At 67.0% G+C, this 21,077-nt stretch carries 17 protein-coding genes, 2 tRNA genes and 1 pseudogene; 14 read left to right on the top strand and 6 right to left on the bottom strand.

The annotated features are described in order from the left end of the window. Window positions 1-134 precede the first annotated feature (134 nt). Entirely contained in the window at window positions 135-1,052 is a 918-nt protein-coding gene (locus tag NQJ30_RS02360) for a hypothetical protein (protein WP_255768117.1), read from the top strand. A gap of 77 nt (window positions 1,053-1,129) precedes the next feature. Here NQJ30_RS02360 and NQJ30_RS02355 read toward each other — a convergent pair whose 3' ends face one another. Next, window positions 1,130-2,155, bottom strand: coding sequence for a DNA-3-methyladenine glycosylase family protein (locus tag NQJ30_RS02355; RefSeq protein ID WP_255768116.1), 1,026 nt, complete (start codon window positions 2,153-2,155; stop codon window positions 1,130-1,132). 130 nt (window positions 2,156-2,285) lie between these two features. Here NQJ30_RS02355 and NQJ30_RS02350 point away from each other — a divergent pair, with 130 nt between their 5' ends. From NQJ30_RS02350 to NQJ30_RS02330, 5 genes are all read left to right on the top strand, one after another. Then, the gene (locus tag NQJ30_RS02350; RefSeq protein ID WP_255768115.1) at window positions 2,286-2,678 is read left to right on the top strand and encodes a VOC family protein; all 393 of its coding nucleotides are present in this window, start codon (window positions 2,286-2,288) and stop codon (window positions 2,676-2,678) included. A gap of 55 nt (window positions 2,679-2,733) precedes the next feature. Continuing rightward, on the top strand, window positions 2,734-4,119 hold the full coding sequence (locus NQJ30_RS02345; protein ID WP_255768113.1) for a cystathionine beta-synthase: 1,386 nt from the start codon (window positions 2,734-2,736) through the stop codon (window positions 4,117-4,119). A gap of 15 nt (window positions 4,120-4,134) precedes the next feature. Continuing rightward, window positions 4,135-5,313 (top strand): cystathionine gamma-synthase, encoded by a 1,179-nt coding sequence (locus tag NQJ30_RS02340; protein WP_255768112.1) that lies wholly within the window; start codon window positions 4,135-4,137, stop codon window positions 5,311-5,313. A gap of 112 nt (window positions 5,314-5,425) precedes the next feature. Then, entirely contained in the window at window positions 5,426-5,917 is a 492-nt protein-coding gene (locus tag NQJ30_RS02335; RefSeq protein WP_255768111.1) for a winged helix-turn-helix transcriptional regulator, read from the top strand. After that, entirely contained in the window at window positions 5,914-7,254 is a 1,341-nt protein-coding gene (locus tag NQJ30_RS02330) for an MFS transporter (RefSeq protein WP_255768110.1), read from the top strand. The genes NQJ30_RS02335 and NQJ30_RS02330 overlap by 4 nt, the downstream gene beginning before the upstream one ends. Window positions 7,255-7,294: 40 nt before the next feature. Here the strand turns inward: NQJ30_RS02330 and NQJ30_RS02325 are convergent, their stop codons facing one another. The 4 genes from NQJ30_RS02325 to NQJ30_RS02310 are packed head-to-tail and all read right to left on the bottom strand — an operon-like array spanning window position 7,295 to window position 11,911. Beyond that, on the bottom strand, window positions 7,295-8,491 hold the full coding sequence (locus NQJ30_RS02325; RefSeq protein ID WP_255768109.1) for an acyl-CoA dehydrogenase family protein: 1,197 nt from the start codon (window positions 8,489-8,491) through the stop codon (window positions 7,295-7,297). Window positions 8,492-8,500: 9 nt separating this feature from the next. Further along, on the bottom strand, window positions 8,501-10,033 hold the full coding sequence (locus NQJ30_RS02320; RefSeq protein ID WP_255768108.1) for an APC family permease: 1,533 nt from the start codon (window positions 10,031-10,033) through the stop codon (window positions 8,501-8,503). A 31-nt stretch (window positions 10,034-10,064) separates the two neighbouring features. Continuing rightward, a complete protein-coding gene (locus tag NQJ30_RS02315) occupies window positions 10,065-11,285 on the bottom strand; it encodes a glutathionylspermidine synthase family protein (protein ID WP_255768107.1) in 1,221 nt (406 codons plus the stop codon). Window positions 11,286-11,287: 2 nt separating this feature from the next. Further along, window positions 11,288-11,911 (bottom strand): Tat pathway signal protein, encoded by a 624-nt coding sequence (locus NQJ30_RS02310; protein ID WP_255768106.1) that lies wholly within the window; start codon window positions 11,909-11,911, stop codon window positions 11,288-11,290. 214 nt (window positions 11,912-12,125) lie between these two features. Between NQJ30_RS02310 and NQJ30_RS02305 the strand changes: the two genes are divergently transcribed. The 8 genes and pseudogenes from NQJ30_RS02305 (at window position 12,126) to NQJ30_RS02270 (ending at window position 19,807) form a co-directional block, all read left to right on the top strand. After that, window positions 12,126-12,779 (top strand): MOSC domain-containing protein, encoded by a 654-nt coding sequence (locus tag NQJ30_RS02305; RefSeq protein ID WP_255768105.1) that lies wholly within the window; start codon window positions 12,126-12,128, stop codon window positions 12,777-12,779. A gap of 414 nt (window positions 12,780-13,193) precedes the next feature. After that, window positions 13,194-15,329, top strand: a complete 2,136-nt coding sequence (locus tag NQJ30_RS02300; protein ID WP_255768104.1) for a DEAD/DEAH box helicase — start codon at window positions 13,194-13,196, stop codon at window positions 15,327-15,329. A gap of 278 nt (window positions 15,330-15,607) precedes the next feature. Beyond that, a tRNA-Thr gene (locus NQJ30_RS02295) sits at window positions 15,608-15,679 on the top strand. A 61-nt stretch (window positions 15,680-15,740) separates the two neighbouring features. Then, window positions 15,741-15,814 (top strand) — tRNA-Met (locus NQJ30_RS02290). Window positions 15,815-15,969: 155 nt separating this feature from the next. Then, a complete protein-coding gene (gene yidC / locus NQJ30_RS02285) occupies window positions 15,970-16,752 on the top strand; it encodes a membrane protein insertase YidC (protein ID WP_255768103.1) in 783 nt (260 codons plus the stop codon). Between the two features lie 46 nt (window positions 16,753-16,798). Next, complete coding sequence (locus NQJ30_RS02280; protein ID WP_255768102.1) at window positions 16,799-17,359, top strand: dihydrofolate reductase family protein; 561 nt, start codon at window positions 16,799-16,801, stop codon at window positions 17,357-17,359. 45 nt (window positions 17,360-17,404) lie between these two features. Further along, window positions 17,405-18,061: an NAD(P)H-binding protein gene (locus NQJ30_RS02275; protein WP_255768101.1), complete on the top strand. Its 657-nt coding sequence runs from the start codon at window positions 17,405-17,407 to the stop codon at window positions 18,059-18,061. A 174-nt stretch (window positions 18,062-18,235) separates the two neighbouring features. Then, window positions 18,236-19,807 (top strand): annotated as a pseudogene (locus NQJ30_RS02270) (Na+/H+ antiporter). Between the two features lie 79 nt (window positions 19,808-19,886). Here NQJ30_RS02270 and NQJ30_RS02265 read toward each other — a convergent pair. Further along, a complete protein-coding gene (locus NQJ30_RS02265; protein WP_255768100.1) occupies window positions 19,887-21,053 on the bottom strand; it encodes an ROK family protein in 1,167 nt (388 codons plus the stop codon). Window positions 21,054-21,077 lie beyond the last annotated feature (24 nt).

The following is a 21,077-nucleotide window of genomic DNA, read 5'->3' as shown; positions in this document are numbered from 1 at the left end:
TACCAACCAACGCGGGGCCACTTCTCGCCCGATAATTCGCCTTAATTGAGAGAAAAGTGACCCCGCGTTGCAGGGTGAGCCGGGGGTGTGGATAACTTCAGACGCTGTTCCTTCGGACGGTGCACACTTGTGCCATGGTCACTGCGAAGCCGCTCCCCGAGGAACTCGCCAAACTGCCTTTTACGGTCTACCAATCACGGGCCCTTGGGGTTGCGCCGAACCGTTTGCGGGCCAAGGACCTGGTGGGCGGAGGCCGGCTGATCCGGACGCATGCTGGCCGGGAGCCTTCCATGATCGAGCGGGCACGCGTACTTTGCGCTGCCACCCCCGATGCCTGGGTCTCCCACGAGACGGCGGCCGTGTTCTTCGACTTGGGACTTCCACCCTGGCTGGGCGCCGATCCCCGCATGCACCTCAGCAAGCCGAACGGATTGCCCAGAGTCCGGCGTGCCGGCGTCGTCGGTCACCGAGTCCATGTGATTCCGGGTGAAGTGGTGGAGATTGACGGGATCCGGGTCAGCGGGCCCGCCCGGACATGGCTTGACCTGGCTCATCAGCTGCCGCTGCGCTACGTCATCGCGATGGGAGACCAGCTGATCCGCATGCCACGGCCGGATCTGGAGTTCCGGAGCCTGCCTTTTGCCCATAAAGATGGACTTCGCTTGCTGATCCGTCAGCATCCCAACATGAAAGGCGTTGAAAAGGCGCGGCTTGCCTTGGACGAGATGCGGGTGGGGGCGGATTCGTTCCCGGAAACCTTTCTTCGCCTCGCGCTGCTTGATGCGAACCTACCTGAACCTGAGTTACAGCTCCGCCTGGATCCGCACGATCCGAGGTCGCCCGCTGCCGATCTCGGGTACCGGAAGCACCGGATCGCGGTGCAGTACGACGGCGCGCACCACCGGACAAGGGAACAGCAGTCGCGTGATAACCGGCGTGACGAACTTTTCGTCCACGCAGGTTGGTCCTACTTCAAGCCGAACGCGGACGACCTCGCCGATGACTTCCAGCAGCTCGTGGCCAGAATCAAACGGGCTCGCCGCACTGACTGAAACGCGGGGTCACTTATGGTTCGATAACCGCTGTTTATCCGGCCAGAAGTGACCCCGCGTTGCAGGAGAGGGAGGGGTCAGTGGCGGCGGTGGTCCTGGATGGTCATCCGCGGGCCGAACGTGGGTTTCCGGAAACCGCTCAATCCGATCATCCGGACCACCCGCTGACGGTGCCCGGCCCAAGGCGCCAACAGCTCCAGCATCCCGGCATCGTCCGTCCGCCGGCCGGTCAGCGCGGCGCCCACGTAGGCCGCGAGGTGGTAATCGCCCACGGCGATTGAATCCGGGCAGCCGTGGGTACGCTGCACCACCTCGGCAGCAGTCCACACCCCGATGCCGGCAATAACCCGTAGCTTGGCCGCCGCCTCCAAAGCCGGGAGGGCGGCCAGGCGTTCAAGCGCGACGGCGGATCGCAGCGCGCGCATGACCGTTGCGGACCGCTGCGGGCCCACTCCGGCCTGGTGCCATTCCCAGGAGGGGATGCGCAGCCACTGCTCCTGGGTGGGCTGGACGCGCAGGCCCTCCGGGGCGGCGGATCCGGCCGCCGGGGCGGAGGAGCCAAAGCGGTACATCAGGTAGCGGTAGCCTCGGCGGGCCTCGACGACGGTGACCTTTTGCTCCAGGATGGTGGGCACGAGGCAGTCAACCATGCGCCCGGTGGAGGGGAGCCGCAAAGCCGGGTTCCGGCGTCGTGCCTCACGGACCATCCGGGGGAGCGTGGCGTGGAAGGCCGGCTCATCGAAGGCCGTCCAGTCGTCGTGCGCGCCCAGCATGCGCGGCACGCCGGCGAGCCCCGCAGCGGATCCCGGGCCCCATGCCTGGGCATCAACGGCGCCGCCGGACACTGCGCCGCCGGAGACGCCACCATCCGAGACCGCGCCAGCGCCCGAACCAGCGGCAGCGGTGAGGCGCAGCGTGACCGGCCCGTCCGGCGTCGTAAACGCCATCCACAGCCCGTCCGGCCGGAACGAAAATGAAGGATCCCCGGTGCCGCGCAGGAGAGTGCCCAGCGTCTGCTGCAGGCTGTAGGGGCCGTCCGGATGCCACCGGAGGGACGCGTCCGCGGCGGCGGCCAGCCGGGCGGGAGCGTCAGCAATGGTCATGCCTTCATCGTCCCACGGCGGCCTGACAACGCGGGTTCCCACACCCCCTTACGGACCCCGGACACCGGGACTAGACTCCAACTGGCGCGGGGCGTCCGCGCTTTCCCCCTCGCATCCAAAGGAGCATGCAGTGGCTGGAGTTGTGCATTTCGAGATTCCCACCGGTGACAAAGAACGCGCCAACGCCTTCTACCAAAGGGCGTTCGGCTGGACCATGGTCCCCATGCAGGGGATGGACTACACCAGCGCCATCACCACCCCGTCGGACCAGCAGACGGGCATGCCCAGCGCGCCCGGCGCCATCAACGGGGCCCTGTTCCCGCGCACGGACAGCCTCAAATCGCCCATCATCACCATCGACGTGGATGACGTTGACGCCGCGCTGGCGCAGATCGAGTCCGCCGGCGGGGCCGTTGCCCAGGCCAAGGACGCCGTTCCCGGCATGGGCTGGTACGCCTACTTCACGGACACCGAAGGCAACATCATGGGCCTCTGGCAGACGGATTCCTCGGCGGGCAGCTGAGCCGGGCAGCTGACCCGGGCAGGGCCCGGCAGCGGCAGGCGGTAACTTTGTACCTATGAAGTACGCGCAGTCCGTCCTGGACCTCATCGGAAACACGCCGCTCATCAAGCTCAACCACGTGACGGAAGGCATCAAAGCCACTGTCCTGGTCAAGCTGGAATACATCAATCCGGGCGGCTCCATCAAGGACCGCATCGCGGTGAAGATGATCGAGGAAGCCGAACGGACCGGCAAGCTGCTGCCCGGCGGGACCATAGTTGAGCCGACGTCCGGCAACACCGGTGTGGGTCTGGCGCTGGTGGCCCAGCAAAAGGGCTACAAGTGCATCTTTGTGGTGCCGGACAAGGTGGGCGAGGACAAGCGCGCCGTGCTGCAGGCCTACGGCGCGGAGGTTGTGGTCACGCCTACCTCCGTGGCGCCGGACAGCCCGCAGAGCTATTACAGCGTCTCGGACCGGCTCGTCACCGAAATCCCCGGCGCCTACAAACCGGACCAGTTCTCCAACCCCGCCGCCCCCGGCAGCCACTACGAGACCACCGGCCCGGAAATCTGGCGCGACACCGACGGCCGCGTCACCCACTGCGTGATCGGCGCCGGCACCGGCGGCACCATCACCGGCACCGGGCGCTACCTCAAGGACGTCTCCGCAGACCGGGCCGAGGCCGACGGCGGCCGGGTCAGGATCATCGGCGCCGACCCGGCAGGTTCGGTCTACTCCGGCGGCACCGGGCGCCCGTACTTCGTCGAAGGCGTCGGCGAGGACATGTGGCCGGAGAACTACGACAAGTCCGTGCCGGACGAGGTCATTGCCGTCACCGACGCCGACTCGTTCGAGATGACCCGCAGGCTCGCCCGGGAAGAGGGTCTGCTGGTGGGCGGCTCCTCCGGCATGGCCGTGGTGGCGGCACTGCAGGCCGCCCGCGACCTCCCCGAAAGCGCCGTGATGGTGGTCATCCTCCCCGACTCCGGCCGCGGCTACCTGGCCAAGATCTTCAACGATCACTGGATGCGTTCCTACGGGTTCCTCTCCGGCGGCGAGGAAGCCTCCGTGGGCGAGGTCATCAAGACCAAGAACGGCGAACTGCCTGACCTGGTCCACATCCACCCGAACGAGACCGTCCGCGACGTCATCAACATCATGAACGAGTTCGGCGTCAGCCACATCCCGGTCCTCTCGCAGGAACCGCCGGTGGTGATGGGTGAAGTCCTCGGCGCCGTGGACGAGCGCACCCTGACGTCTAAACTCTTCCGCGGCGAAGCCAAGCTCACGGACAAGATCTCCGAACACATGGGGGAGCGGCTGCCGGTGATCGGCTCACTGGAAACCATCTCGGCCGCCCGCGAGCTGCTCTCCGAAGTGGACACCGTGATGGTGACCTTTGTCGGAGCGCCCGTCGGAATCCTGACCCGCCACGACCTGCTCGCCTACCTCAGCAACTAGCCTCGAAGGAGCACCATGACTGCCTCTGAAAACCAGGGTTTCAACACCCGCGCCGTCCACGCCGGCCAGGCCTTCGAACCCCGGACGGGCGCCGTGGTCCCGCCGGTGCACTTCAGTTCCACCTACGCCCAGGACGGAATCGGCAACCTCCGCGACGGCTACGAATACGGCCGCGGCGGAAACCCCACCCGTGACGCGCTGCAGGAGCAGCTCGCGGCGCTGGAAGGCGGAACCCACGCCTACTCCTTCAGCTCGGGCCTGGCTGCGGAGGATTCCCTCATCCGGGCGCTCACCCGCCCCGGCGACCATATTGTCCTCGGCAACGACGCCTACGGCGGCACCTACCGGCTCATCAGCCGCGTCCTGGGCGACTGGGGAATCGGCAACACCCCCGTGGACATGGCGGACCTGGACGCGGTGGCTAAGGCCGTGGCGGCTGGTGGATCAAACGGCGGCAAGACCCGCTTCGTCTGGGTGGAAACCCCCTCCAACCCGCTGATGAAGATCACCGACATCGAGGCGCTCGCCAAAGTGGCGCACGACGCCGGGGCCCTCCTGGTGGTCGACAACACCTTCGCGTCGCCCTACCTGCAGAACCCGCTCGCCCTGGGTGCCGACGTCGTGGTCCACTCCACCACCAAGTACATCGGCGGCCACTCCGACGTGGTGGGCGGCGCCATAGTGGTCAAGGACGCGGACCTCGCCGAGAAGATCGGCTTTGTGCAGTTCGCAGTGGGCGCCGTGTCCGGGCCCATGGACGCGTTCCTCACCACCCGCGGCCTGAAGACACTGGGCGTGCGCATGGACCGGCACAGCGAAAATGGCCAGGCAGTGGCCGAATGGCTGCTTGAGCGTCCCGAGGTGGAGGCCGTCCTGTACCCGGGCCTGCCCTCCCACCCCGGCCATGAGCTGGCGAAGAAGCAGATGAGGAAGTTCGGCGGCATGGTGTCCGTCCAGTTCAAGGGCGGCGAGGCGGCGGCCCGCACCGTCGCGGAAAACACCTCGGTGTTCACCCTGGCCGAATCCCTGGGCGGCATCGAATCGCTGATGAACTACCCGTCCGAGATGACCCACGCCTCAGTCAAGGGCACCGAGCTGGCCGTTCCGGTCAACCTCATCCGGCTTTCCTGCGGTATCGAGGATGTCGAGGACCTCATCGCGGACCTCGAGCACGCCTTCACGTTCCTGAAGTAAGCCCCCCTGCGCGAGATGGCACTTCGCGGCAGTCCCACCCACCCGGACTGCCGCGAAGTGCCATCTCGCTACAGGTCTAGCTTTCTTCAAGAGAGTCAGCTAGGATGCCTTTATGGCACTCCGATCCGACTGGTCCCAACGCACCTGCAGCATGGCCCGCGGCCTTGACATCCTCGGCGACCCCTGGAGCATGCTGGTGCTCCGCGAGGTCTTCTTTGGCAACGGGCGCTTCGACGCCATGAAGTCACGCCTGGCGGTGGCTGACTCGGTCCTCACCAAACGTCTGGCGGGCCTGGTGGAGTCCGGCCTGCTGACCAAGAGGACTTACGACGACGGCGGCCGCCCGCGTCAGGAATATGTGCTGACGCCCATGGGGGAGGATGCCCTTCCCGTGCTCAACGCCGTGGTCATGTGGGCCGAGAAGCACCTGCCCGCGCCCTCCGAGCAGGCGCACATGTTCGTAATCCACTCCGGTTGCGGCCAAAGGACCAGCTCCGCGGACACCTGCACCGGCTGCGGGGAACGGCTCACCGCCGCCAACACGAGCTGGCACAGCCTCACCCGCACGGACGCTCCCGTGGAACTCGCCACGGCCGCGGCATGAGCGCCGCCCAGACCACCCGCCGGCGCATGCACCCCGCCTGGATCGTCGCGGCGGTAGCCTTCCTGGCGTTGGTGGGTGCTGCGGGTTTCCGGGCGGCCCCCGGTGTACTGATGGTGCCGCTGCAGCAGGAGTTCGGCTGGTCCACCACGGTCCTGTCCGCCGCCGTGAGCATCAACCTTGTCCTGTTCGGCCTGACGGCCCCCTTCGCCGCGGCCCTGATGGAGCGGTTCGGCATCCGCGCCGTCACGGCCACCGCCCTGGTGATGATCGGTGCCGGCAGCGCACTCACGGTCCTGGTCAGCCAGTCCTGGCAGATCCTGCTGACGTGGGGGCTGCTGATCGGCCTGGGCACGGGCTCGATGGCCCTGGTCTTCGCCGCCACCATCGCCAACACCTGGTTCGCCAAAAGCCGCGGGCTGGTCATCGGTATCCTCACAGCGGGCAGTGCCGCGGGCCAGCTGGTCTTCCTGCCGTTCATCGCCATGCTGGCCCAGGATCCGGGCTGGCGGCAAGCGTCCCTACTGATCGCCGCCGGCGCGCTCGCCGTGGTTCCGCTGGTGCTGAAGTTCCTCAAGAACTCACCGGCCGACGTCGGCGCCTTGCCTTACGGTGAAACGGCGCCCGAGGAGGACAGGGGTTCGCCCGCTGCCGCTGGGTCCGTGCCCGCGGCTGCCGCCTCTGTCGCCCACGGCGGGCGCAGCAGCAACGCCGCCGTCCGGGCCCTCCAGGTCCTCAAGCGGGCCAGCCGGGAGCGCACGTTCTGGGCCCTTGTGGCGGGCTTCGCGATCTGCGGCGCCACCACGAACGGCCTGATCGGCACCCACTTCATCCCCTCCGCGCACGACCACGGCATGCCGGAAACCACCGCAGCCGGGCTGCTCGCCGTCGTCGGGATTTTCGACATCCTGGGGACCATCGCTTCCGGCTGGCTGACCGACCGCTACAACCCCAAGGTCCTGCTGGCCGTGTACTACCAGTTCCGCGGGATCGGGCTGCTGGTCCTGCCGCTGCTCCTGAGCGCCACCGTCCAGCCGAGCATGCTGGTGTTTGTGGTGATCTACGGCCTGGACTGGGTGGCCACCGTGCCGCCCACCGCGGCCATCTGCCGCAAGACGTTCGGCGCGGACGGCAGTGTGGTCTTCGGCTGGGTCTTCGCCGCCCACCAGCTCGGCGCAGCCGCCGCGGCTCTGGGTGCCGGCGCCATCCGGGACGCCACCGGCGAATACACCTACGCCTGGTTCGGCGCCGCGGCCATGTGCACCATCGCCGCCGTCATCAGCGCCACCATCCGCAAGGACAAGACGGTTAAGGAACCCGTCCCGGTGGCCGCAGCCTGACCCTCCGCCCGCCCGCTTTGGGCCGGGCGGGCGGGCTGGCCTATTGGAACGCGCCGAGGCCCGTGATGTGCCGGCCCAGAACCAGGGTGTGGACCTCGTCGGTCCCCTCGTAGGTGCGGACCGACTCCAGATTGGCGGCGTGCCGAAGAGGCGAATAGTCCAGGGTGATGCCGTTTCCGCCGAGGATCGAGCGGGCTTCACGCGCGATCTTGATGGCCTCGCGCACGTTGTTCAGCTTGCCGAGCGAGATCTGCTCCGGCCGTAACCGGCCCGCGTCCTTCTGCCGGCCGAGATGCAGGGCCAGCATGGTGCCCTTCTGGATTTCCAGCAGCATGTTGACCAGCTTTTCCTGGGTTAGCTGGTACCCGGCGAGCGGCTTGCCGAACTGGAGGCGCTCCAGGGAATAGGCCAGGGCAGCCTCGTAGGAATCACGCGCCGCGCCCATGGCGCCCCAGGCGATGCCGTAACGTGCCTCGTTCAGGCAGGTAAACGGCCCACGGAGACCGAAGGCGCCCGGCAAGAGGGCTTCCGGTCCCAAGCGGACGCCGTCGAACGTGATGTCGCACTGGATGGAGGCACGCATGGACAGCTTCCGGGCAATTGGTGTGGCGGTGACCCCGGGCGTGCCTGCGGGGACCAGGAAGCCCCGGACGCCGTCGTCGGTTTTGGCCCACACCACCATCACCCCGGCAACGGAGGCCAGCCCGATCCAGCGCTTGGCACCGTCCAGCACCCACCCGGCGTCGTCTCCGAAACCATCGCGCCGGGCAACGGTAGTCATCGATGACGGATCAGAACCCGCGGTCGGTTCAGTCAGGGCGAAGCACCCGATGACCTCGCCGGCGGCCATCCGCGGGAGCCACTCCTGCTTCTGATCCTCCGAACCCCACTTGTGGATCGCTGTCATGGCCAGGGACCCCTGGACTGACACGAACGTGCGGATCCCGGAGTCGCCGGCTTCGAGTTCCATGGCGGCGAGACCGTATTCGACGGCGGACCGGCCGGGGCAGCCGTACCCTTCCAGGTGCATCCCCAGGACGCCCAGTTCGCCGAGCTCCGGGGCCAGTTCCAGGGGGAACACGGCATCGTCATACCAGCCGCCGATGTTGGGCCTGATGCGTTGGTCGGTGAAGTCGCGGATCCGTTGCCTGAGCGCCAGCTCTTCGGGGGTCAGCAGGGAATCGAGGGCCAGCACGTCGGAGGGGTCCGGCATGGTGGCCGGGGCGTCATTGCTCATGGACAAATCCTAGGACGCCGGGGTGGGCGCCGCGGCCGGCCTTCCGGTGAAATACCCCCGGGTGGACGGCAGGAACCGGCAGACGACGGCGAGCACCACTCCCAGGGCGAGGAGCACGACGCCGCTGACAAACGCCCCGCCGACACCGAAGATCCGGGTGTCGCCGTAGGCGGGATCCCACATCTGGACGGCCGAGATGAAGAATGCCGCCGTCAGGATCAACGCTCCGATGAGGGGGAGTACGCCCCGGAACCAGAGGTTGCGTGCCGATCCGCGGAGCGTCCCCCGGAAGTACCAGACGCAGGCGAAACCGGTGAGCGCGTAGTAGAAGGCGATGAAGAGGCTGATGGCGCTGATCGAATCGGCCAGCAGGTTTTCGCTGAGGATGCTCATGGCCACGTAGTAGGCCACAGCGGCGGCACCCATGAGCTGCGTCGAGAATCCAGGGGTCTGGTTGCGGGGGTGGACCTCGCCGAACTTTGGCGGGAGCGCGCCGTGCACGCCCATGGACAGGGTGCCGCGGGCGGTGGGCAGGATGGTGGTCTGCGTAGAGGACAGGACCGAGGCCAGGACGGCCACGATGATCAGCCAGCCCCACGGACCGAGGAGCACGTCCTTCATAGCCAGGAACACGTCGCTGTGGTTCGCCTCGTTACCCAGGCCGATGCCCTCGGTGCCCACCGTCGCATACATCATCACCAGGAGCGCCACGGAGACATAGATGGCGACGAGGACGAAGGCTGATATGACGGCGCCGCGGCCGGGCGTGCTGGACGGGTTTTCGGTTTCCTCATTGACGGCCAGGCAGGTGTCCCAGCCCCAGTAAATGAACAAGGCCAGCAGGGCACCGTGCACCACGGCGCCGGGATCGGCGAAGGCGCCGGCCGGGTTGAACCACTCGAAATCGAACGCCTGGATGGCAGGAGCTCCGCCGGGGGCGTTCCCTGCGATCTGGACGATGATGGCCAGTGCAAAGATCCCCAGCGAGACGTACTGCACGTACGTCAGGGCCCGCTGGACATGCTCGCCGAGCCTGATGCCGCGGTAGTTCACCAGGGTCATAAAGACAATGAACAGCACCCCGGTGACCGTGACCACCAGCTTGTTTCCGGCCAGTGAGCCGTCCCCGACCAGAAGCCACAGGTACTGCCCGGCCACCTGCGCCAGGTTGGCCAGGACCACAACGCCGGCCAGGGCAACGCCCCAGCCGCCCAGCCAGCCGGCCCAGGGCCCGAACGCCCGGCGGGACCAGGTGAAGGTGGTGCCGCAGTCAGGCATGGCACTGTTCAGTTCCCGGAACGCGTAGGCGATGAAGAGGACCGGGATGAAGCCCAGGATCAGGATCAGGGGTGTGTAGTTTCCGTTGACCGCCACAATCAGGCCCAAGGTGGCGGCGAGCGAATACACCGGCGCCGTGGAGGCGAGTCCCAGCATGACCGAATCGCCGAGGTCCAGGATTCCTGCCCGGAGCCCCTTCGCCGGGACGGCACCGCCTGAATCGCCGCCGCTGCCGCCGCCCGCCGTCGTCGTCTCCGCGCTCATGGCGCCACCGGTCGCTGGAGGGTCAGGGGGCTCATAGTGCGATACCTGCCTTGCTCGATGTGTTGGCGTGGGCCTGCGCCGAAAGCGGCGCCGGGGCGTCGATGGTGTTGGGCACAAAACGGCAGAAGTAGTCGGTGATGGGGCCATCCGATTCCCGGATCCCGCAGCCCACGGATTCACCGTCCACCACCCACAGGCCCAGGACAGGACGGTTGCCGTCAAAGTCAGGCAGGGCGTGGAACTGCTGGTAGCACCAGCCCTCACGGCCGTAATCGCCGGGCTGTTCCAGATTGACGCCGTTGGCGTGGATCCTGATGTTGTCCCCTTCGCGGCCGTGCAGGGGCTTCGCCACCCATTCCGTCAGCGGGCCAGGCTCGTTCAGGTAGGCAGGCAGCAGGTTGGGGTGGTCCGGGTAGAGATGCCAGAGTGCGGCCAGCAGTGCCTTGTTGGAGAGCAGCATCTTCCAGGCAGGCTCCACCCAGCGGGGACTGTGGGCCCGCTGCAGCAGCCGGGGCCCGAACGGCTCCTTCATCATCAGCTCCCACGGATACAGCTTGAACATGGTGCTGATCATGTAGTTGTCCAGGTCCACGAAGCGGTTGAGGTTGGGATCCCAGCCGATGTCGGACATGTTGATGCCGATGGTGGTCCAGCCCGCCTGGCTTGCGACATCGCGCATGTACGCGGCCGTCATCCAGTCCTCGCCGGATTCCTCGGCCTCGGAGTGGGCCACATGAAGGGTGCTCATGCCTGTGCGGTACTGCATCTTCTTCCACTGCCGGATGAGGGCCTCATGGATCCCGTTCCACTGGTCTTTCGCCGGGAACACGTCCTGCAGCCAGAACCACTGCGCGACGGCGGCCTCGATCAGGCCCGTAGGCGTGTCGGCGTTGTACTCGAGCATCTTGGCCGGTCCGCCCCGGCCGTCATAGATAAAGTCGAAGCGCCCGTAGATGTCCATGTCTCCGGCCTGCAATGATTCGGCGGCGAGTTCCAAAGCCTGCGGGCCGATGCCGATGCTTCCCATGGCGCCGGTGGCGAGGAACTTCGCCGCCTCCAGGCACATCCTGTGCATCTCCTCGGCCTGGAGCTCGAGAGACTCCACCTCGTCCATGGTGAACTCGTAGTAGGCGGACTCGTTCCAGTATTCGATCTTTTTTCCGTCGGGCATGGTGGTGGTGGAGAAGACCAGGCCCTGCTCTTCGATCTTCTGCTTCCAGCCGGGCCGGGGCTCCGACAACAACCGCTTCACGCCTAACCCCCCGTGCTTCCGCCCTTGGAGCTGCCGCCGAAGCCGCCCCTGCTGACCGTGCCGCCCTTGCTGCTGTAGCCGGTGGAGGCCTTGGCCCCGCTTGGAACCGTCCTGGTGAAGTTGGGCGCAGTTGACCTGTTCTGGCCCACCGCTGGCACACTGGCGCCCCGGGAGTAGAAGTACCAGGCATAGAGCGCGCCGCTGCGCCCTGCCGAACTGTTGCACTGGGCATCGTCCACGCGCTCGCCGGTCTCATCGTTGAAGCAAACCTGCGCGTACTCGGGATCATCCGAGTTGCTGGCCACAATGGCGGTGATGGTGCCGGCGAGGAGCGCCGTGACGCCAAGGCCTACCACGACGGTCCGGCGCTGGGAACGCTTCTTGCGGGTGGCCATGTCCCGCGCCTGGCGTTCGCGGTCCTTGGCGAAGGGATCCACGGTGGGGATCGGTTCGTTCAGGAGTTCAGGGCGCAGCTCCGGTTTGGGGACCTGCCACGGCGGGGGCTTTGGCGCGTCTTTGGCTTTGTCCTTGTCCGCGACGCCGTCCGCACCGCCTTCTGCGCTGACTTCCGCACCGTCTTCCGGGCCGTCTTTGGGGCCGTCGGTGTGGCGGTTGCCTGCGTCCATGACATCCCCCTAGATAGTCGATGTTGAATTCGAGCTGAAATCGGGCGCAACGGCGCGCCGCTCAATCTGAAAAGCCGCTCAATCCTGAAATCAGCCTAACCGCTGGCCCTGGGCCCTGCGACCCTGCGGACGCGCACAGGTCCAAACCCGAATGAACGGCTTTCCCTGGGCCGGCACTGCGGCCATCACGGCGGCCCGAACCTAGACTGGTGCCATGGGATCAGCTTCTTTGCTTGCCGTCTGCCGCGTCCATCAGCTCCTGCCCGATGAGGGGAGCGTTGGTGTCACGGCCATCGACAAGCGGCCGGTGGAGGGGCCTGTCAAAGTCCACAAGCTGGGGCTGCACGGGGACATCCAGGCGAGCCGTGTCCACCATGGCGGCGAAGACCAGGCCCTCTATGCCTATTCCCAGGAGGACGCCGACTACTGGGCGGCCGAGCTTGGCCGGGATGTCCCGCCCGGCCTGTTCGGCGAAAACCTGCGCGTGGCAGGGATCGAAACCACCGGCGCGGTGATCGGGGAACGCTGGAAGATCGGTCTCGACGTCGAAGTGGAGGTCACGTCGCCGCGAACACCCTGTGCTACTTTCCAGCGCAGCATGGGCGAGCCGCAGTGGGTGAAGCGCTTCACCGAGGCAGGCCGCGTGGGCGCGTACCTCCGCGTGGTGCGCACCGGCACCATCGCGGCCGGAGACCACATCCACCGCCTGTTCGTTCCCAAGCACGGCATCACCATCGGGAAATGGTTCAGCGAACCGGACCTTGCGTCGATGGACGCGTTACGGGACGCCGACGCCGACGGCGAGATCCGGTTGCAGCCCGAGTACCAGGATGAATTCGAGCGGCTGCAGCGGCAACTGGCCCGCTGACGGCCCCCGGACCGCACCCGAGTGGCACCCGCTGAGGGCATGTGCGCAAGCTCACCGCCGCCGTCGTGCGTTCAATTAGCCTCCGGGCGGATGCGTACCTTATACTTGAAACATCCCCCACTCCGGAAATCCCTTATTCCTGCCCAATTTTTGAGGCAGGACTGGTAAGTGTTGGGGCCCGCACAAGCGATGCGGGCATTTTCATAGGGAGAGCCGGCTAAAGAAAACGCTGTACAGACTGCTGGGATAGCAGCCAAGAGATGCAGCGGGAAGTCCTGCCACGGGATTGCGAAAGCGCCGGACTTCTACGTGACCGGCCGGTCAATGTATGCCCGGCGCCCACGGCACATGTAAAGCGGCTCCGCTCACCTCGGGTAGTGCCGCATGGCCCCCTATGGATGAGGAAATTTCCCTATGCCCGAAAATCAGAACGACGCCGCTGCCGAAACGGTAAGCGCCGAAACCGCCGCCGTCGAGTTCACTGAGGCCGCTGTTCCCGCAGCAGAGCCCGCCGCTGAAGCCCCGGCCGCCGTCGAAACCCCCGCTGAAGCCCCGGCCGCGCCCGCCAAGGCTGAAGCCCCCGCCAAAGCCGCAGATGACGACGACGAAAACGCCATCAAGTTCGCCGACCTCGGCATCGACGGCCGCGTCCTCGCAGCCCTGCAGGACGTCGGCTACGAGAAGCCCTCACCCATTCAGGCAGCCACCATCCCGCTGCTGCTCGAAGGCCGCGACGTCGTGGGCCTTGCCCAGACCGGTACCGGTAAGACTGCAGCATTCGCAGTACCGGCACTGTCCCGCCTGGCCGAACTCCACGACCTCAACGGCCCGTCCCGCAAAACCCAGGCCCTGGTTCTGGCTCCGACCCGCGAGCTCGCGCTCCAGGTTGCCGAGGCCTTCACCTCGTACGCCAAGCACATCGATGACTTCACCGTCCTCCCCGTCTACGGCGGCTCCGCCTACGGCCCCCAGCTCGCCGGCCTGCGCCGCGGTGCCCAGGTTGTCGTCGGTACTCCGGGCCGTGTGATCGACCACATCTCCAAGGGTTCCCTGGACCTGTCCGAACTCCAGTACCTGGTGCTGGACGAAGCGGACGAAATGCTGCGCATGGGCTTCGCCGAAGACGTGGAGCAGATCTTCCAGCAGACCCCGTCGGACCGCCAGGTTGCCCTGTTCTCCGCCACCATGCCGAGCCAGATCCGCCGCATGTCCAAGCAGTACCTGAACAACCCGGCCGAGATCTCGGTAAAGTCCAAGACCACCACCGGCGCCAATACCCGCCAGCGGTACCTGCAGGTCATGGGCCCGCACAAGCTGGACGCGCTGACCCGCATCCTCGAGGTCGAAGAATTCGACGGCGTCATCGCCTTCGTGCGCACCAAGATGGCTACCGAGGACCTGGCTGACAAGCTGAAGTCCCGCGGTTTCCAGGCCGCCGCCATCAACGGCGACATCCCGCAGCAGCAGCGCGAACGCACCGTTGACGCGCTGAAGGAAGGCCGCATCGACATCCTGGTGGCCACCGACGTCGCCGCCCGAGGCCTCGACGTTGAGCGCATCAGCCACGTGGTCAACTACGACATCCCGCACGACACCGAGTCCTACGTGCACCGCATCGGCCGCACCGGCCGTGCAGGCCGCTCGGGTGACGCCATCCTGTTCATGACGCCGCGCGAGAAGTACCTGCTGCGGTCCATCGAGAAGGCCACCCGCCAGCCGGTGGAGCAGATGCACCTGCCCACCGCCGAGACCGTCAACACGCTGCGCCTGGGCAAGTTCGCGGAGAAGATCACCGAGACGCTCGAATCCGAGGACGTCGCGGCGTTCCGCGACCTGATCGCTTCCTACGAGCAGGAGCACAACGTTCCGGCCGCCGAGATCGCTGCCGCACTGGCCGTCATGGCCCAGGGCGGCCAGCCTCTGCTGGTCAAGGAACTTCCCGCGGCTCCCGAGTTCCAGAAGCGTGAGCGCTCCAAGGACGGCTTCGGCTCCCGCGGCCCGACCCGTGCACTCACCGAGGGCAACGCCACCTACCGGATTGCCGTCGGACGCCGTCAGCGCGTCATGCCGGGCTCCATCGTGGGCGCCATTGCCAACGAAGGCGGCATCTCCTCGGCCCAGATCGGCGGCATCGACATCCGCTCGGACCACTCCCTCGTGGAGCTCCCCGCGGACCTGAGCCCCGAGCAGCTGCGTGCCCTGTCCCGCACCCGGATCGGCGGCGAGCTGATCCACCTCGAGCTGGACAACGGCCGCAAGCCCTCCGGTGACCGTGGCGGCTACCAGGGCAGCCGCGGCGGCGACCGCGGCGGCAACTTCAAGGGCAGCGGCGGGTACAAGAAGGACTTCCGCAAGAACGACGGCGAGCGTTCCTCCGCTGACCGTGGTGGCCGCTCGTACAGCGAGCGTTCCGAGCGCTCCTTCGGTGCCGACAGCGGCGCAAGCCGCGGCCAGGCCAGCGACTCCCGCTTCGGCGGCCACGGTGACGGCTCACGCAAGCCGCGCACCGAAGGCGGCCAGGGCGGTTTCAACCGCAAGGGCAAGTGGTAACCGCCTAGTTTGACGCGATTCCCTGATGGGTCGGCTTTCGAGCCGGCCCATCGGCCTTTAACGCCCATCGGCTTCTGGCGCACGGCCGCTTTAACGCCCGACGGCGGCAGCGCGGTGTTCGCTTCGTCACACCTGTTTCCCGAACGGCCATTAATGTCCCCCGGAAGAGGCCCTGACGGGCAGTTTTTATCCGGAAACAGGCACTTTTTGGGGCTCCGGGACGGGTTCGGCCGCCGATTTGTTGGTGGCCAAATCTTCCGGTAGAGTATTTACTCGTTGCCCCCCTAGCTCAGTGGTAGAGCGCGTTCTTGGTAAGAACGAGGTCACCGGATCGATTCCGGTGGGGGGCTCTGAATGAGGGCCTGTGTCAAGGCGGTTTTGACCGGCTTGATGCAGGTTTTTCTCATTCGTGGCGGTGTAGCTCAGTTGGTTAGAGCGCACGACTCATAATCGTGAGGTCGGGAGATCGAGCCTCCCCACCGCTACAGGCTAAGCCCCCGGAATCCCCCGAGATTCCGGGGGTTTTCCTGTATCCACCCGACGTCACACAGAACCTGGCCTCCCGGGGCTCGGCTGGGGGCGGCCGTGACAAGCGCCCCTTTTCGCCGTAGCTTGGCAGCATTCGGCGAGGGGGATAGCGGTGGACGTCTTTGCGGCAATCATGGCTCCGTTCAAGTGGCTTGTCTCCGCCCTCCTGGTCTGGTTCCACGATGTCCTCAGCGGGGCGGGCATGCCCGGTGCGGACGGCTGGACGTGGACGTTCGCCATTATCGGGCTGGTGCTGGTCATCCGGACGGCATTGATTCCGGTATTCCTCAGGCAAGTCAACGCCCAGCGGCGGATGCGGCAGCTGCAGCCGGACCTGACGGCCTTACAGGACAAATACAAGGGGAAGTCCGATCCGCTGTCCCGGCAGGCCATGGCGCAGGAACAGATGGCGCTGTACAAGGAGCACGGGACCAATCCATTGTCGGCATGCCTGCCCGTGCTCAGCCAGGTGCCGTTCTTCTTCGCCCTCTTCCAGGTCCTCTCCGGCATCACCTCCGCAGCCAGCCAGGACCAGGGCGTCGCCGCGATGAGCCACGAACAGGTGCTCCAGTTCGACGAGTCGAGCATTCTCGGCGCCCCGCTGTCAGCGTCCGTGCTGCACGGCACCTCAGGCGACCCGGCGGCGGTCGCTGTGCTCACTGTGGTGATGATTGTGGCCATGACGGCTGCCCAGTTCATGACCCAGCGACGGATCATGGCCAGAAGCATCACGGCGGAGTCCGCGGACAATCCCTTGCTGCGGCAGCAGAGGATGCTCCTGTACGTCCTGCCGCTGATTTTCGGTGTTGGCGGCATCCTCTTCCCGATCGGCGTCCTGATCTACTGGACCACCACCAACCTCTGGACCCTCACGCAACAGTTCTTCGTCAAGTGAGTGGCGCGGCCTATCCAGCGCCGCACGACGGCGGCACAATGGGCGGATGGGCGAGCTCATCTACACAGGCATCACGTCCCTCGACGGGTATGTGGCGGACCGCGACGGCAATTTCAGCTGGAGCGAACCGGACGAGGAGGTCCACAGGTTCGTCAATGATCTCGAACGCGACGTGGGAAGCTACCTCTTCGGCCGCCGCATGTATGAGGTCATGTCGGTGTGGGAGACGTTCGGCAGCGCGCCGGGCGCACCGGACTATATCCAGGATTTCGGCCGGATCTGGCAGGACGCAGACAAGGTTGTCTACTCCTCGTCCCTCGCGGCGGTCCAGACGGCCCGCACCAGGGTCGAGCGGAGGTTCGACGCCGGCGCAGTCCGGAAACTGAAGGACGGCACCGACGGAAAAATCGGCATCGGCGGCCCCACCCTGGCCGCCGCCGCGCTCCGGGCCGGGCTCGTGGACGAATGCCGGCTGTTCGTCAACCCGGTGGCCGTGGGCGGCGGCCTGCGGTTCCTGCCCGACGGCCTGACCCTGAAACTTGACCTCCTCGAGGAACGCAGGTTCGGCAACGGCGTGGTCTATTTGCGCTACCGCACTCTCGCCTGACGGTGCCTGACTGCGTCTGACGGTGTTGAGGGGCAGAATGGGGTCATGACCCGCATCGCTATCATCGGCGGCCACGGCAAAGTGGCCCTCCACCTGTCCACGCTCCTCGCCACAGAGGGCCACACCGTCACCTCGATCATCCGCAACCCGGATCATGCCGCAGACGTCACGGCAACGGGGGCAACGCCGTCGGTCCTGGATGTTGAAAACTCGACGACGGCGGCCATCGCCGATGCGATTAGCGGCCACGACGCCGTGGTCTGGTCAGCCGGCGCCGGGGGCGGCAACCCGGAACGCACCTACGCGGTGGACCGTGACGCGGCCATCCGGTCCATGGACGCAGCTGCGGAGGCCGGCGTCGGGCGCTATGTCATGGTGTCCTACCTGGGCGCCGGTCCGGACCACGGCGTCCCGGCTGACAATCCCTTCTTCGCTTATGCGGATGCCAAGGCGGCGGCGGATAAGTACCTGCGCGGCACACAGCTGGCCTGGACCATCCTGGGGCCGGGCAGCCTGACTGACCAGCCGGCGAGCGGCCTGATCGAGGTCAATCCGCCGCGGGACGGCAACGGTGCAACGTCCCGCAGCAACACCGCCAGCGTGGCCGCGGCTGTGCTGGACCTGCCGGAAACAGCGGGACGGACCATAGAGTTCCGCGACGGCACCCTGCCCATCGCGGCGGCGTTGGAGCCGCTGCCCTGACGGTGTGCCTCGCGCGGGCGGCCGGGGGAATCGCGACGCCGGACCGCCGTCGCACAGGCACAGCTGCCCGTAAAGTACGGGTGCCGTTGAAGCACCGCCACCGATAAAATGAGACCGGCGCCAGGCGCCTCCCGCCGCGCGGCGGATTGGCCGCCCCGCTGGGGAAGCAGGCACATGGACCAGTTGGCACTCATCGTCGGACTTTTGCTGGCCACTGTGGTGGCCGTCGGCGTGGGGGACAGGCTCCGGCTGCCGTATCCGGTGCTGATGCTCCTGCTGGCCATCGGACTCACCTTCATCCCGGGCTTCCCTGACCTGAACATCGCCCCTGAGCTGATTCTGCCCATCTTCCTGCCGCCGCTGCTCTTTGCCACGGCCCAGCGCAGTTCCTGGGCGGTTTTCCGGGTACGGTGGCGCACTCTGATCATGCTGGCGGTGGCGCTGGTGGTCATCAGCACCGCAGCGGTGGCGGGCGCCGCCTGGCTCATGATTCCGGGCATCGGCATCCCGGCTGCCATAGCGCTGGGGGCCATGGTGGCGCCGCCGGACCCGGTTGCCGTGGAGTCAGTGTCGGGCCGCGTGCACATGCCGCGCCGGCTCACCACCGTGCTGCAAAGCGAGGGACTGTTCAACGACGCCGCGGCCATCGTGATCTTTCAGGCGGCTGTCGCCGCCGCAGTGGGGGGCACAGAGATAGGGCCCGACGTCGTTCTTCGGTTTGTGATCGGCGCCGCGCTTGCCCTGGTGGTGGGCATGGTCATGGGCTGGCTGACAGGGCTCATCACCAGGCTGGTCACCTCGCTGGTGGCGCGGAGCGCCGTGACGCTTGTGGTGCCCTTCGCGGCCTACATCCTGGCGGAAGAGGTGCACGCCTCCGGGGTGATTGCCGTGGTGGTCACTGCCCTGGAGATGCAGCGGCACTCGCGGCCGCAGTACGCGGAGGAGCGGGTCACCCGGGGCGCCTTCTGGGACGTGGTGGAATTGCTGGCTACCGGGCTTGCCTTCGGGCTGGTCGGGCTGGAAATCCGTCACGTTATCCGCGATGAGCGCGCGGACATCCCCGACATGCTGGGCGTTGCCGTTGTGGTCTGCGTGCTGGTGTTCGCCGTCCGGTTCCTGTGGATGTCCGTCCTCGCACTGGGGTCCCGCAACCGCAAGAATGTCCTCCAGCCCACGTCGCCCAAGGAAGTCCTGATTCTCACCTGGTGCGGCATGCGCGGGCTCGCTACCCTGGCTCTTGCCCTTGCGCTGCCCCTCACCCTGGGAGACGGCACGCCGTTCCCCGCCCGGGACTACCTGCTGGTGATCGCTTGCGCCGTGCTGGTGGCCACCTTGGTGCTGCCCGGGCTGACCCTGCCGTGGCTGATGCGGATCCTGAACGCGTCCGGGGACGGGTCAGAGGAACGCGACGCCGCGCGCCTGCTGGCCAAACGGGCGTAGGAGGCGGCTGTGGCCGCACTGAAGCAGCATGACCTGATGAAAGATCTTCCGCCCGAGAAAGTGGCCTTGGTCAAGGCAAAGATGGGCCGGCTGCACGCCGAGCTACTGGACGGCAGTCTGAAGAACGAGAGTGTGGCCGAGCTGCGGTCCCGGGGCCGCGGCCTGGCGATTGCGGTCCAGACCATTGCCTTGGATGCGGCGCGCCAGGAAGTGGTGACGGCCCGGAATGAACCCGACATGGACCCCGAAGTGGCGGACAGGGTGCTGCGCCAGCTCGACCTGCGGACCATGATCATGCCGGAGTGAGCCCTGCCGGTGGAAGTCGCCGGCAGGGCGGACACCTCGGGCCCGTCACCTCAGGTCCGGGCACCTCAGTCCGGCCACCTCAGGCCGGCCGGGGCGGCAGTGTCAGGTCCAGCGCATTGGCCTCCACGAAGTCCAGCGCATGCCGGATTGCCCCCATGGTCACCACCGCATCGCCCAGCGGTGACACCGTGACGCGCGGAACGGTCGCCGTGAAGCGCGGCAGCCACGCCTCGATGCCGGGGACCAGTGCGTGGGCTGAGCCGGCCACTGCACCGCCGATCACCACCTGCTCCGGGTTCAGCAGGACAGCCACGGATGCCACCACCCGTGCCAGCCGTTCGGCCAGCCGCTCCAGGACTGCCGCTGCCGCGGGGTCGCCTTCAGCGGCGGCAGCGAAGACCTCCGGCGCCTCCAGCGGGGAACCCGTTGCTGCCTGGTACCACTCCCTGGCCAGCACTGCGATGCCGGCGGAACTGCCCACGCCTTCCACGAGATCCAGGTAGCCCATCTCTCCGGCGGCCCCGGACAGCCCGTGGAGCAGCCGCCCGGACTCGATGATGCCGGCACCGATCCGTTCACTGGCGAGCAGTACCACCAGGTCGTCGACGCCTGCCCCGGTTCCGCGCCACCGCTCACCTAGGGCCGCGAGATTGGCATCGTTCTCCAGCAGCACCGTCCAGCCGTGGAGGTCCTTCAGGGCGGCCCGGAGGCCGACGTCGAACAGGCGCCAGAAGGGCCGGGTCACCAGGACGTTGCCGGCCCGGTCCACCGGTGCCGCCAGGCCGGCGCTCGCCGCCAGGACGTCCGTGGAGGCGGCACCCGCCGCCGCCAGCGCTGCCCGGCAGGCCTGGTCGACAACCTCGATGCGCTCCGCGGCCGGAATCTCGGGGATCCGGAAGCTGCGGCTGGCCCGGCCGATGATTTTTCCGCGCAGGTCGGCAACGGCGGCGGTGGTGGTCGCGGCGCCGATGTCGATGCCCAGGACCACCCCGGCCCGCGGATCAAGCTCAAAGCGGCGGGCGGGCCGTCCCTTCGCCTGGCCGGATTGGCGGTCTGCCTCCAGCTCCCGGATCCAGCCGCGGTGGAGCAGGTCTTCACAGACGGCGATCACCGAGGCCCGGGTCAGTCCTGTCCACGCCATCAGGTCTGACCCGGTGGCCACTTCCGAGGTGCGCAGGAAGGCCAGGACGGCGTCGGCATTGAGGCGCCGCAGCAGTTGCGGACTGGGTGTCCCGGGGTTCTTCATGTGTCCTTGACCTCCAGATTCCGC

Origin of the sequence: Pseudarthrobacter sulfonivorans, assembly GCF_024391045.1 — a bacterium.
GTDB classification, from domain to species: Bacteria; Actinomycetota; Actinomycetes; order Actinomycetales; family Micrococcaceae; genus Arthrobacter; species Arthrobacter sulfonivorans_B.
This window is presented reverse-complemented; position numbering and strand designations above follow the sequence as displayed.